General features: G+C 73.4%; 12 protein-coding genes. 10 read left to right on the forward strand and 2 right to left on the reverse strand.

The window, feature by feature from the left end; all coding sequences use genetic code 11:
• Positions 1-17 precede the first annotated feature (17 nt).
• Positions 18-1271 carry a heparan-alpha-glucosaminide N-acetyltransferase domain-containing protein gene (locus KGD84_RS08940; RefSeq protein ID WP_220559785.1) on the forward strand — a complete coding sequence of 418 codons (1254 nt, stop codon included), beginning with the start codon at positions 18-20 and terminating at the stop codon, positions 1269-1271.
• Between the two features lie 7 nt (positions 1272-1278).
• On the opposite strand, the gene KGD84_RS08945 is transcribed toward KGD84_RS08940, so the two are convergent.
• The gene (locus KGD84_RS08945; RefSeq protein WP_220559786.1) at positions 1279-1962 is read right to left on the reverse strand and encodes a hypothetical protein; all 684 of its coding nucleotides are present in this window, start codon (positions 1960-1962) and stop codon (positions 1279-1281) included.
• Positions 1963-2317: 355 nt separating this feature from the next.
• On the opposite strand from KGD84_RS08945, the gene deoC reads away from it, so the two are divergent.
• From deoC to KGD84_RS08975, 6 genes are all read left to right on the forward strand, one after another.
• Positions 2318-3265 carry a deoxyribose-phosphate aldolase gene (deoC, locus tag KGD84_RS08950; protein ID WP_220559787.1) on the forward strand — a complete coding sequence of 316 codons (948 nt, stop codon included), beginning with the start codon at positions 2318-2320 and terminating at the stop codon, positions 3263-3265.
• 2 nt (positions 3266-3267) lie between these two features.
• Entirely contained in the window at positions 3268-4698 is a 1431-nt protein-coding gene (locus tag KGD84_RS08955; protein WP_220559789.1) for an aldehyde dehydrogenase family protein, read from the forward strand.
• On the forward strand, positions 4691-5638 hold the full coding sequence (locus KGD84_RS08960) for an aldehyde dehydrogenase family protein (protein WP_220559790.1): 948 nt from the start codon (positions 4691-4693) through the stop codon (positions 5636-5638). Before KGD84_RS08955 ends, KGD84_RS08960 begins: the two co-directional genes overlap by 8 nt.
• Positions 5639-5840: 202 nt before the next feature.
• Entirely contained in the window at positions 5841-6452 is a 612-nt protein-coding gene (locus tag KGD84_RS08965) for a GNAT family N-acetyltransferase (RefSeq protein WP_220565634.1), read from the forward strand.
• Entirely contained in the window at positions 6449-7246 is a 798-nt protein-coding gene (locus KGD84_RS08970) for a purine-nucleoside phosphorylase (protein WP_220559791.1), read from the forward strand. The genes KGD84_RS08965 and KGD84_RS08970 overlap by 4 nt, the downstream gene beginning before the upstream one ends.
• A gap of 27 nt (positions 7247-7273) precedes the next feature.
• On the forward strand, positions 7274-8950 hold the full coding sequence (locus KGD84_RS08975; RefSeq protein WP_220559792.1) for a phospho-sugar mutase: 1677 nt from the start codon (positions 7274-7276) through the stop codon (positions 8948-8950).
• A gap of 29 nt (positions 8951-8979) precedes the next feature.
• Here the strand turns inward: KGD84_RS08975 and KGD84_RS08980 are convergent, their stop codons facing one another.
• Entirely contained in the window at positions 8980-9471 is a 492-nt protein-coding gene (locus KGD84_RS08980; RefSeq protein WP_220559793.1) for an Lrp/AsnC family transcriptional regulator, read from the reverse strand.
• 682 nt (positions 9472-10153) lie between these two features.
• Between KGD84_RS08980 and KGD84_RS08985 the strand changes: the two genes are divergently transcribed.
• From KGD84_RS08985 to KGD84_RS08995, 3 genes are read left to right on the forward strand one after another with little or no spacing between them, the layout of a single operon-like run.
• Positions 10154-11194 (forward strand): thiamine pyrophosphate-dependent dehydrogenase E1 component subunit alpha, encoded by a 1041-nt coding sequence (locus KGD84_RS08985; protein WP_220559794.1) that lies wholly within the window; start codon positions 10154-10156, stop codon positions 11192-11194.
• Positions 11191-12213 carry an alpha-ketoacid dehydrogenase subunit beta gene (locus KGD84_RS08990; RefSeq protein WP_220559795.1) on the forward strand — a complete coding sequence of 341 codons (1023 nt, stop codon included), beginning with the start codon at positions 11191-11193 and terminating at the stop codon, positions 12211-12213. Before KGD84_RS08985 ends, KGD84_RS08990 begins: the two co-directional genes overlap by 4 nt.
• A gap of 7 nt (positions 12214-12220) precedes the next feature.
• The gene (locus tag KGD84_RS08995; RefSeq protein WP_220559796.1) at positions 12221-12559 is read left to right on the forward strand and encodes a biotin/lipoyl-containing protein; all 339 of its coding nucleotides are present in this window, start codon (positions 12221-12223) and stop codon (positions 12557-12559) included.
• Positions 12560-12689 lie beyond the last annotated feature (130 nt).

Raw genomic sequence — 12689 nt, forward strand, 5'->3', positions numbered from 1 at the left:
GGCATAGCCTGGCCCGCGTGGCACAGAAGCGACCAGACGACACCACCGCGCCGGCCTCCGGCCCGGCCCCCGCCCGGACCAGGATCGACGGCATCGACGCGGCCCGGGCCCTGGCGGTCTTCGGCATGTTCATCGTCCACCTGGGCGTGGACTCCATGGGCCTGCTCTCCCCGGAGGACTACGCCTGGGACCTGCACGGCATCGTGCGGGGCAACTCGTCGGCGCTCTTCGCCTTCCTGGCCGGGGTCTCGCTGGCGATGATGACCGGCCGCACCCGGCCGCTCGCGGGGGATCCGCTGTTCCGGGCGGTGGTGCGGATCGTCACCCGCGCGGTGCTCATCGCCCTGCTCGGCCTGATCCTGGACCTGATGGCGGTGCCGGTCGCCATCATCCTCACCTACTACGGCGGGTTCTTCCTGCTCGCCCTGCCCCTGGTCAGGCTGCGCTCGTGGATGCTGTGGACGGTCGCGGGGGCACTGGCCGTCGTGGGTCCCCCGCTGTCGTTCCTGCTGCGCGACACCCTGTTCCCGGTCCAGCCGCGCACCGGCGCGGTCACCTCGTTCACCGAGTTCTTCCTCACCGGCTACTACCCGGCGATCACCTTCATGGTCTTCATGACCGCGGGGATGGCGGTGGGCCGCCTGGACCTCACCGACCGCGCCGTGCGCCTGCGCCTGCTCGTCGTCGGCGCCGTCGCCGCGGCCTGCGGCTACCTGGGCTCGTGGCTGGCCCTGGGGCCGCTGGGCGGCATGGAGCGGCTGATGGAGCTGCGCGCCCCCGAGCTGGCCGGGGCCCCGCTGTCGGCGGTCACCGACCCCGTCGCGCTGGAGGAGCTGCGCTACGCGGTCGACCAGGAGGCCGAGTCGATCTCGGGACAGGTGCCCACCGACTCGTGGTGGTGGCTGGCGGTCAACACCCCGCACACCGGCACGACCTTCGAGATCCTGGAGGCGGTGGGGCAGGGCCTGGTGGTGCTCGTCCTGTGCATGTGGCTGTGCGAGCGGGCCCGCCCGGTGATGTACCCGCTGGTCTCGGTGGGGCGCATGCCGCTGACCGTCTACACGGGCCACCTGGTGGTGATCGCGATGCTCGTCGCGGCCGCCGGGTACGAGTTCTACACCCCGTGGCTGACCGAGCGGTTCATCCTCGGGGCGCTGCTCTTCGCCACCCTGTGGCGCCTGGCGTTCGGCCGGGGCCCCGCCGAGTTCCTCCTGGGCGAGGCCGCCGACGGGACCGTGCGCCTGGTCGACTCCCTGCGCGACCGGGCCTGACCCGGGGTCACCGCTCGGGGCGGCGGATGGTGGACGAGGTCCGGTCCCGGTGGGCCAGCGTGTCGGAGGTGGTGCGCGCGTTCTGCCGGATGAGCCGACGGGCGTCGTCGGCCGCCGACCGGGCCACCGCCGGGCTGGCCACCGGCCGCAGCGCGGGCTCGGCGTCCTCGGGCAGGCCGAGGTCCACCGGCAGCCCGGCCCTGCCGATCACCCGCAGCTGGGCGCCCTCCTGGGAGAGGGAGGGGCGGATGTCCCCGTCCGGGGTGCGCCAGGCGCGCAGCCGGGCCGCCAGCCACTCGGTGCCCCGGCGCTCGGGGCCGGTCGGCCACGGCTCGCCGTCGGGCCGGTGCCCCAACGCGTGCAGCACGTCCTCGGTGGTCCACCCGGCGGAGAACAGCCGGGCCGCCTCCGTGCGCAGCGACGCGAAGTCCACCCCGCGCAGCGTCGGGTCCTCGGCGTGGATCATCTCGCAGGCCCGGTGCACGTCGCGCGGGGTGTGCAGGGGCCGGGTGCGCAGGTCCGGCTCGGGGCGGCGCAGCAGGGCGTCGTCGACGGTGACGATGACCTCCCCGCGCCGGTTGTCCCAGATGCCCACGTCCTCCCGCGCCCACCCCTGGGACTCCGCCAGGGCCGTCGCCAACCTGCGCAGGTCGACCTGCGCGTCCTCGCTGCTGATCCGGAACTCCGCCATGGGGCAAGGGTACGCACGGCAGGCGTCCGGGCGCGCCGCGGCGGGGGCCGGGGGAGGGGCGCACAGGGACAGTCCGGTATAGACCGCGGTCGGCCCTCCTGTGACCGAGGACATGGCCGGAAGTCCCGTTTCCGGGGGTTCGCACCAAGGAATTGGAGGAAAAGACCATGGTTCGGTCAAGCCTCGGTTGGACTCTCCTCCAACCTTGGACGGTGCGTCGTCGAGGGGTACCGGCGGCCCGTGCCCCCGGGGTTATGGTGACCACCTGACGGCCCGGAGGGGATCGCCGATCCCTCCCGCGCCGCCCCCGCCGACCCGGCGGAGGAGCCCGTCCCATCGTTCGACCGAGCTGTAGGTGCCCGTGTCCCACACCGCATCCGCGCCCGAGGCGATGACCGACCGCGCGCTCCGGGCGTTCCTGCACGGACTCCCGGGCGTCGACGAGGTCGGCGCCCGCGCCCGTGCCCAGGACCTGTCCACCAGGTCCGTCAAGACCACCGCCAAGGCCCAGGCGATCGACCTGGCCATCTCCATGGTCGACCTGACCACCCTGGAGGGGGCCGACACGCCCGGCAAGGTGCGCTCGCTGTGCGCCAAGGCCGCGCTGCCCGACCCCGCCGACCGCTCCGTGCCGCACGTGGGCGCGGTCTGCGTCTACCCCGACATGGTGTCCGTCGCGGTCGCGGCTCTGCGCGGCACCGGCATCGGCGTCGCCTCCGTCGCCACCGCCTTCCCGTCCGGGCGCGCGCCCCTGGAGGTCAAGCTCGCCGACACCGCCCGCGCGGTGGCCGACGGCGCGACCGAGATCGACATGGTCATCGACCGCGGCGCCTTCCTGTCCGGCGACTACCTGAAGGTGTACGAGGAGATCGGGGCCGTCAAGGAGACCTGCGGCGACGCCCACCTCAAGGTCATCCTGGAGACCGGGGAACTGGTCACCTACGACAACGTGCGCCGGGCCTCGCACCTGGCCATGCGCGCGGGCGCCGACTTCATCAAGACCTCCACCGGCAAGATCTCCCCGGCGGCCACCCTGCCCGTCGTCCTCGTCATGCTGGAGGCGGTGCGCGACCACCGCGCCGAGACCGGCCGCTACGTGGGCGTCAAACCGGCGGGCGGCATCCGCACCACCAAGGACGCCATCCGCAACCTGGTCCTGGTCAACGAGACCGCCGGACCCGCCTGGCTCACGCCGGACCTGTTCCGGATCGGTGCCTCCAGCCTGCTCAACGACCTGCTCATGCAGCGGACCAGGCTGACCACCGGCACCTACCCGGGCCCCGACTACTACACGCTGGACTAGCCGTGATCTTCGAGTACGCGCCCGCCCCGGAGTCCCGCTCCGTCGTCACCCTGCGCGAGTCCTACGGGCTGTTCATCGACGGGGAGTTCACCCCCGCGGCGAGCGGCGAGAACCTGACCAGCCTCAACCCCGCGGACGAGACCAAGCTCGCGCAGGTCGCCGTCGCCGGTCCCGAGGACGTGGAGCGGGCGGTCGCCGCCGCCCGCCGCGCCCAGGAGACCGTGTGGGGCCGCATGTCCGGCGCCGAGCGGGGCAAGTACCTGTTCCGCATCGCCCGCATCGTCCAGGAGCGCTCGCGCGAGCTGGCGGTGCTGGAGTCGCTGGACAACGGCAAGCCCATCAAGGAGACCCGCGACGTCGACCTGCCGCTGGTCGCCGCCCACTTCTTCTACTACGCGGGCTGGGCCGACAAGCTCGCCCACGCCGGGCTGGGACCCGACCCCAGGCCCCTGGGCGTGGCCGCCCAGGTCATCCCGTGGAACTTCCCGCTGCTCATGCTGGCGTGGAAGATCGCCCCGGCGCTGGCCACCGGCAACACGGTCGTCCTCAAGCCCGCCGAGACCACCCCGCTGACCGCGATGGTCTTCGCCGAGATCTGCCAGGAGGCCGACCTGCCCCCGGGCGTGGTCAACATCCTCACCGGCGCGGGCGAGACCGGCCGCACCCTGGTCGAGCACCCCGGCGTGGACAAGGTCGCCTTCACCGGCTCCACCGAGGTCGGGCGGCGGATCGCCCGCTCCGTGGCGGGCACCGACAAGCGCCTCACCCTGGAACTGGGCGGCAAGGGCGCCAACATCGTCTACGACGACGCCGCCATCGACCAGGCCGTCGAGGGCATCGTCTCGGGCATCTTCTTCAACCAGGGCCACGTGTGCTGCGCCGGGTCCCGTCTGCTGGTGCAGGAGTCCGTCGCCGACGAGGTGCTGGCCAGGCTCAAGGAGCGCGTCGCCAGGCTCCGGCTGGGCGACCCGCTGGACAAGAACACCGACATCGGCGCCGTCAACTCCGCAGCCCAGCTGGAGCGCATCCGCGAGCTGGCCGACAGCGGCGAGGCCGAGGGCGCCGAGCGCTGGTCGCCCGCCTGCGACATCCCCGAGAGCGGCTACTGGTTCGCGCCGACCATCTTCACCGGTGTGTCCCAGGCCCACCGGGTGGCCCGGGAGGAGATCTTCGGCCCGGTCCTGTCGGTGCTGACCTTCCGCACCCCCGACGAGGCCGTGGCCAAGGCCAACAACACGCCCTACGGGCTGTCGGCCGGGGTGTGGACCGAGAAGGGCTCGCGCATGCTGTGGACCGCGGAGCGGCTGCGCGCCGGCGTCGTGTGGTCCAACACGTTCAACAAGTTCGACCCGACCAGCCCCTTCGGCGGCTACAAGGAGTCGGGCTACGGCCGCGAGGGCGGACGGCACGGATTGGAGGCCTACGTTGGCTGAACGACGCGGCGGCAAGAAGGCCGGTGCGGCCAAGGCGGCCAAGGCGGCGGAGGCGCCCGCCGTCCCCGCCCGCCTGGCGGTCCGCAAGACCTACAAGCTCTACCTGGGCGGGGCCTTCCCGCGCTCGGAGTCGGGCAGGAGCTACCCCGTGACCTCGAACGACGGAACGCACCTGGCCAACGCCGCACTGGCCTCGCGCAAGGACGCCCGCGACGCGGTGGCCGCCGCGCGCAAGGCGTTCGCCGGGTGGTCCGGGCGCACCGCCTACAACCGGGGCCAGATCCTCTACCGGGTCGCCGAGGTCCTGGAGGGGCGGCGCGACCAGTTCGCCGCCCAGGCCGTCGCCGCGCAGGGGCTGAGCAGGGCCCGCGCGCAGGAGGTCGTCTCCGCCGCCATCGACCGGTGGGTGTACTACGCCGGGTGGACCGACAAGGTCGCCCAGGTCGTGGGCGGGGCCAACCCCGTCTCGGGCCCGTACTACAACCACTCGGCCCCCGAACCGGTCGGCGTGGTCGTGGTGTTCGCCCCGCAGAACGCGCCGCTGCTCGGCCTCACCTCGGTGGTCGCCCCGGTCATCGCGACCGGCAACACCGCCGTGGTCGTGGCCTCGGAGGCCGCCCCGCTGGCCGCCGTGGACCTGGCCGAGGTGCTGGCCACCTCCGACCTGCCCGGCGGGGTGGTGGACCTGCTCACCGGGCGGGTTCCGGAACTGGGCCCGCACCTGGCCTCGCACGCCGACGTCGACGCCCTGGACCTGACGGGGGCGGGCCCGGACGCGGTCGCCTTCGAGGAGGCCGCCGCGCAGACCCTCACCCGTGTGGTGCGCCCCGGAGCGGGCGCCGACGCGGGCGAGGAGGCCTGGCTCGACCCCGACCCCGGCACCTCGCGGATGACGCCCTTCCTGGAGACCAAGACCGTCTGGCACCCCGTCGGCGTGTGAGGCCGTGCTTCTTCGGCCCTCCGGAACCCCGTGGGCGCCCCCGCGGCCCCTCCCGCCGCCGTCCGCGGCCCCTCTCGCCGTCCGCGGGCGGCCGGCCCCGGCTTGCGCCGGACCCGGATCGAACGCCAGTGTGAGGCGGGGCGGATCGTGTCCGCCCCACACGGGAGAGGAGCCCACGGTGGGCGATGCGGTCGAGGACGTGATGGAGACGGCGCGGACCCCGGGCGGTGCGGCGCCGCGCCTGGTGCGGCTGGACCTGGACACGCGGGAGGCCGCCCTGTTGCGCGCGGCCGTGCTGCGCCACCGGCTGGCCCCGGGCCAGACCCGGTTCGTGGGCCTGCCGGTGGCCACCCTGCCCGCCGCGGACGCCGACCCCGACCGGGTGCCGTTCGCCATCGTGGTCGGCCCGGTCGCCGACGCGGCCGGGGCTGCGGAGGCCGCGGCCGGGTTCGGCGTGCTGGACGGCGGGGCCGGCCTGCGCGAGCTGGTCGACGAGCCACAGCGCGCCGTACTCCTGCGCGCCTACTACGTCACGCCACAATGGCAGGGCCGGGGCATCGGCCGGGCCGCCTGTTCCGCGCCCCTGCTGGACCGCCTGGCCGCCGAGGCCGCGCCGTACGCGGCCGAGGCGGTGCTGTGCGTCAACACCGCCAACCCCGGCGCCCGGCGGGTCTACGAGGCCGCCGGCTACACCGACACCGGGCGCGTCATCTCCAGTGACACGGGCCCGCAACACGTGATGTCGCGCCCCCTGGACACCGGGGCGCACCCCGCGCCGCGCCAGCGGCCCGAACGAACGGAGAAACCGCTGTGACCACAGGACCCGAGGCCCTCGCCGAGCAGGCCGCCGCCGCGCTGCGCTCGCGCACCGGCGTGGACTCCTACGACATCGCCCTGGTCATGGGCTCGGGCTGGGCGCCCGCGGCCGACCTCCTGGGGGAGGGCAGGGACGAGCTGCCCACCGCCGAGCTGCCCGGCTTCCTGCCGCCCGGCGTGGAGGGGCACAGCGGCACCGTGCGCGGCATCGTCGACGGCGACCGCAACGTCCTGGCCTTCCTGGGCCGCACCCACCTGTACGAGGGGCACGGCACCGACGCCGTCGTGCACAACGTGCGCACCGCCGTCGCCGCCGGGGCCAAGACCATCGTCCTCACCAACGCCGCGGGCGGCATCAACTCCACCTACTCGGTGGGCTCGCCGGTGCTCATCGCCGACCACCTCAACATGACCGCCCGCTCGCCGCTCACCGGGGCGACCTTCGTCGACCTCACCGACACCTACTCCGCCGAGCTGCGCACCCTGGCCCGCGAGGTGGACCCGCGCCTGCCCGAGGGCGTCTACGCGGCCATGCCCGGCCCGCACTTCGAGACCCCCGCCGAGATCCGCATGCTCCGCGCCATGGGAGCCGACCTGGTCGGCATGTCCACCGTGCTGGAGGCCATCGCCGCCCGCGAGGCCGGGGCGCGGGTGCTGGGCATGTCCCTGGTGACCAACATCGCCGCCGGGCTGGAGGGCGCCAACCTCGACCACGAGGAGGTGCTGGCCGCCGGCCGCGACGCCGCCGACACCGTGGGCCGCCTGCTCGCCGACATCGTCGCCCGTATCTGACCCGAGCCGGCCCCGAGGAGACCCGACATGACCACCGACACCGTCGCCCGCGCCCGCGCCTGGCTGGAGGCCGACCCCGACCCCGCCACCCGAGAGGAGCTGTCCGCCCTGCTGGAGCGGGTGGCCGCCGGGGACGCCGAGGCCGCCGCCGACCTGGGCGACCGCTTCGCCGGGCGGTTGGAGTTCGGCACCGCCGGCCTGCGCGGCGCGCTGGGCGCCGGGCCCAACCGGATGAACCGGGCCGTGGTCATGCGCGCCGCGGCCGGCATCGCCGCCTGGCTGCACGGCCGCGGCGGGGCCGGGCACGTGGTCGTCGGCTACGACGCCCGGCACCGGTCGGCGGACTTCGCCCGCGACAGCGCCGCCGTCCTCACCGGGGCCGGGCACCGGGTCTCCCTGCTGCCGGGACCGCTGCCCACGCCGGTGCTGGCCTTCGCCGTCCGGGACCTGGGCGCTGACGCCGGGATCATGGTCACCGCCAGCCACAACCCGCCCCAGGACAACGGCTACAAGGTGTACGTGGGCGGGGACCGCGACGACGCCGGGGCCCAGATCGTCGCCCCGACCGACATCGAGATCTCCGCGGCCATCGACGAGGTCGGCCCGCTCTCCGCACTGCCCCTGGGCACCGGGTGGACGGTGCTGGGCCGGGAGGCCGTCGACCGCTACCTGCGGGCGGTCACCGCGCTGGTCCCGCCCGGCCCCAGGGAGCTGTCGGTGGTCTACACCGCGATGCACGGGGTCGGCGGCGCGGTCCTGGTGGAGGCGATGGAGCGGGCCGGGTTCCCGGCGCCCGAGAGGGTGGCCGCCCAGTTCGACCCCGACCCGGACTTCCCGACGGTGGCCTTCCCCAACCCGGAGGAGCCCGGGGCGCTGGACCTGGCGCTGGCCGCGGCCGCGGAGGCCGGCGCCGACCTGGTGGTCGCCAACGACCCCGACGCCGACCGGCTGGCGCTGGCGCTGCCCGGGCGCGGCCCGCTCACGGGCGACGAGGTGGGCGGACTGCTCGCCGAGTACGTGCTCGACCACACCACCGGGGACGACCGGGTGGTGGCCGCCTCCATCGTCTCCTCCAGCCTGCTCGGCAAGATCGCGCGCGAGCGCGGGGTGCACTACGAGGAGACCCTCACCGGGTTCAAGTGGCTGGCCCGGGCCGGCGCGCCCGGCTCCCGGCGCGTCTTCGCCTACGAGGAGGCCCTGGGCTACTGCCTGGGGGGAGACGGCGGCCGCCCCGTCGCGGACAAGGACGGCATCAGCGCTGCGCTGGCGGCGGCGGCGCTGGCCGCGGCGGCCAAGGCGGACGGGCGGACGCTGGCGGACCTGCTCGACGACCAGGCCCGCAGGTACGGGCTGCACCTGAGCGACCAGCTCTCGGTGCGGGTGACGGACCTGTCGCTCATCGACACGGCGATGCGGCGGCTGCGCGCCGAACCGCCCGCCGCGTTCGGTCCCCTGAAGGTCGCGGGGATCGACGACTTCGCCGCCGGGCACGCGGGCCTGCCGCCGACCGACGCCCTGCGCTTCCGTCTGGAGGGCGGGGCCCGGGGGCGTGTGACGCTACGGCCTTCGGGCACCGAGCCCAAGCTGAAGGCGTACGCCGAGATCGTGATGGACGTGGAGGGCGAGGTCGCGGCCACCCGCGCGCAGGGTTCGGCGCTGCTCGCCGAACTGATGGCCTCGGTCGCCCTGGTGGTACGGGGGTAGTGGGGGGTTCGGGGGGATAGGGGTCCGTTTCACTCGGTGTCGCCGGGCTCCACGACGGGACGGTGCACGACCTCGTCGATGACGGTGAGCGTCTGGGTGGACGTCACGCCGGGGAGCGATTGCAGGCGGGTCAGGATCAGGTCCCGCAGCTGGTTGGTGTTGGCGACGCGGACCAGCAGGACGATGTCCGCCGAGCCGACCACGTACCAGCAGTATTCGATCTCGGGGTAGGAGGAGAGGATCTCCCGGTTGGCCCGCCAGTCCGGCTGGCTGCCGGAGATGAGCACGAGCGCGGTGACGCCCAGGCCCATCTTGGAGTGGTCGGTCACCACGGAGTAGCCGCGGATGACGCCCTCGTCGGTCAGGCGCTTGATCCGGTTGTAGGCCGTGGCGCGGGAGACGTTGGCCAGCGCGGCGATCTCCGTGATCCCGGTCCGCGCGTCCTTGGCGAGCGCGCTGAGGATCGTCTGGTCGGTCGCATCCGGCCGCCGGCCGTTCCGGCGTTGCTCGCCCATGGCCATGTGGGTGCTCCTCGTGTCTTCTCGTTCCAGTGCAAGCCCCTTTCCATCGTCGTCGACCGGGGCTAACGAACTACCAGGTAAACATCGTTTGCTTCCATCGGGGTCTCAGTCGCCGAGACGATGTCCGTCTGCGTATGCGCCCGATCACCAGGGGGTGCGTACGGGTGGTCTCACCATGCGGAATCTTCTTCTCGCGTTCCCGGCGCGCGCCGGCGCCGGGGTCAACCGACTGTACCCAGGGTTGACGCGGCGATCGGTGCGGGGGTTTCCGGTGGCCGGGGGTGCTCGCGCGCGGGTTCCGAGGCGGTGACCGGTGTTCTCGCGGGATGGCCGCTTTCGGTCGTCTCTGTCGTGCCGCGCCGCCTTTTCCTGGTCGGACTGCTGGGGTGCATCCGAACGTATGCGCTCCACTGTCGAACGGGGCACCCATCGTGGCCAACTGCGATCGTTCTGTGATGATGGGCGCCGATTAGTGGTGTATAGGTGCACCTGTCGTTTTCGCTGGTGGCGTGGGTCACTCGTTGGACGATGGCGAACCAGACGTGCTTTTTTGTTCCCATCTGTATCAAGTTTTCCAGATTATCTGGCGCAAGTGTCGAGTGATCCGGACAATCGCCTCATCAGTCAACAGACCACCCAGGAGTCCGGCGCTTGCGACGGACCATGTTGGGAGCCGCTGCACATGTCGACCCACGAGCCGCCGGACCGGGACTCCGTCTCCGTGGACCACCTGGACCCCGACCTCACCCGCGCGCTGTACACGCACATGCGGACCGCACGCGACCTGGACGCCGAGGCCGTCGCCCTCCAGCGCCAGGGAGTCTTCCCGGCCTACGTGTCCGTCCGCGGACAGGAGGCGGCCCAGGTCGCCAGTGCGGCGGCGCTGGACCCCGAGCGCGACTTCGTCTTCCCCACCTACCGCGAGATGGCCTCGGCGCTCGCCTACGGGGTCGAGATGGTCGGCTACATGGCCACCCACCGGGCGCTGTGGCACGGCGGGCTCTACGACGTCATGGAGTCCCGCTTCGGCGCCATCAACGCCGTCGTCGGCGGCCCCGTCCCGCACGCCGTCGGCTGGGCGGTCGGCGAGCGCATGCGCGGCGGAGAGGGCGTCGCCCTGGCCTACTTCGGCGACGGCGCCAGCTCCGAGGGCGACGTCCACGAGGCCATGAACTTCGCCGGGGTCTATGGCGCCCCCGTCGTCTTCTTCTGCCAGAACAACCGCTGGGCCCTGTCGGTGCCCAACGAGCGCCAGGTCGCCGGCGGCTCCGTCGCCGCCCGGGCCCGGGGCTACGGCATGGCCGGGGTGACGGTGGACGGCAACGACGCCGCCGCCGTGTACGACGCCGTCACCGAGGCCGCCGACCGCGCCCGCCGCGGCGGGGGCCCCACCCTCATCGAGGCCCTCACCTACCGGGTGGAGCCCCACTCCACCTCCGACGACACCGGCCGCTACCGCGACGAGACCGAGGCCGACCGCTGGCGGGCGCACCGCGACCCGGTCGCGCTGCTGCGCGCCGCCCTCCTCGAGGCCGGCCACGCCACCGCCGACGAGCTCGACGCGATCGACGCCCAGGCGGGGAAGCGCGCCGAGGAGATCCGCGACGGCGTCTCCGCCGCACCCGAGCCCGACGGCTCCGAACTGTTCACGCACGTCTTCCGGGAGACCACCCAGGAGCTGACCCGGCAGCGCCGCATCTGGGAGGAAGAGGTCCAGCCGTGACGGAACTCATCGACCGCACCGACGCCGCCGCCGAGACCCCCGTGCTCGAAGAGCTGTCCATGCAGCAGGCCATCAACCGGGCCCTGCGCGTCCTCCTGGCCGAGGACCCGGACGTCCTGGTGTTCGGCGAGGACGTGGGCGCCCTGGGGGGCGTCTTCCGGGTCACCGACGGACTCCAGAAGGAGTTCGGCGACCAGCGCGTCTTCGACACCCCGCTGGCCGAATCGGCGATCATGGGAATGGCGGTGGGCCTGGCCATGAACGGCTGGCGCCCCGTGCCCGAGCTCCAGTTCGACGGGTTCGCGTATCCGGCCATCGACCAGATCGTCAACCAGGTGGCGCGCATGAACTACCGCACCCGCGGCGCCGCACCCATGCCGATCACCCTGCGCCTGCCGTCCTTCGGCGGCATCCAGGCCCCCGAGCACCACGGGGAGAGCCTGGAGGCGCTCTTCGCCCACACCCCCGGGCTGAAAGTCGTGGCCCCCTCCGACCCCGCCGACGCGTACAGCCTGCTGCTGCAGTCCGTGCGCTCCGACGACCCGGTCGTCTACATGGAGCCCAAGGCCCGCTACTGGGACCGCCGCCCGGTCCGGCTCACCGAGCCGACCGACCCCATCGGCACCAGCCGCGTCGTCCGGCCCGGCCGCCACGCCACCCTCATCGCCTGGGGCGCCATGGTCCACCGGTGCGTCCAGGTGGCCGAGCTCGCCGCGGAGGACGGCGTCGAGCTGGAGGTCCTGGACCTGCGCTGGCTCAAGCCCATCGACGCCGCCGGACTGGCCGCCTCGGTCGCGCGCACCAAGCGCGCCGTGGTCGTCCACGAGGCCCCGCTCACCGCCGGGCTCGGCGCCGAGGTGGCGGCCTTGGTCACGGAGCAGTGCTTCCGCGACCTGGCCGCCCCCGTGCAGCGCGTCACCGGTTTCGACGTCCCCTATCCCGCGGGTCCCCTGGAGCCGCAGTACCTGCCGACGATCGACCGCATCCTGTTCGCGGTGCAGAGAACCCTGGAGTACTAGAACGACCATGGCTGAAGAGAACGTCACCTTCACCCTCCCCGACCTCGGGGAGGGCCTCGTCGAGGCCACCGTCCTGGAGTGGCAGGTGTCCGTCGGCGACGTCGTCGAGCGCAACGCCCCGCTCGTGGAGGTGGAGACCACCAAGTCGGCCGTGGTCATCCCCTCGCCCAAGGCCGGGCGGATCGTCGAGCTGCATGCGCAGGAGGACCAGGTCGTCCCCGTGGGGGACCCGCTGGTCACCTTCGCCGTCGAAGCGCAGGAGCAGCAGGCGGGCATCGTCGGCAGGGTCCCCGCCGAGGAGGCCCGCCCCGCCCGCCGCGTCCGGCTCAGGCCGCCGTCGGACTGACCCGGCCCGCACACGGGGTCCGTTCGGAGGAAGCCACGAGTGGAGGCGGATTTCCCCGCCCTCCGTTTATCGGAACCTCTGAAAGGACCCCGTTCCTTCTTCTGTTAATACATACGGCCGCACAAGGATT

The organism is Nocardiopsis changdeensis (assembly GCF_018316655.1).
Taxonomy (GTDB): domain Bacteria; phylum Actinomycetota; class Actinomycetes; order Streptosporangiales; family Streptosporangiaceae; genus Nocardiopsis; species Nocardiopsis changdeensis.

Excerpts from the sequence above, each read along its gene's own strand:
- KGD84_RS08965 (WP_220565634.1), top strand. The coding sequence starts at position 5,841 with ATGGAGACGGCGCGGACCCCGGGCGGTGCGGCGCCGCGCCTGGTGCGG.
- KGD84_RS08945 (WP_220559786.1), bottom strand. The coding sequence starts at position 1,962 with ATGGCGGAGTTCCGGATCAGCAGCGAGGACGCGCAGGTCGACCTGCGC.
- KGD84_RS08975 (WP_220559792.1), top strand. The coding sequence starts at position 7,274 with ATGACCACCGACACCGTCGCCCGCGCCCGCGCCTGGCTGGAGGCCGAC.
- KGD84_RS08985 (WP_220559794.1), top strand. The coding sequence starts at position 10,154 with ATGTCGACCCACGAGCCGCCGGACCGGGACTCCGTCTCCGTGGACCAC.
- KGD84_RS08980 (WP_220559793.1), bottom strand. The coding sequence starts at position 9,471 with ATGGCCATGGGCGAGCAACGCCGGAACGGCCGGCGGCCGGATGCGACC.
- KGD84_RS08995 (WP_220559796.1), top strand. The coding sequence starts at position 12,221 with ATGGCTGAAGAGAACGTCACCTTCACCCTCCCCGACCTCGGGGAGGGC.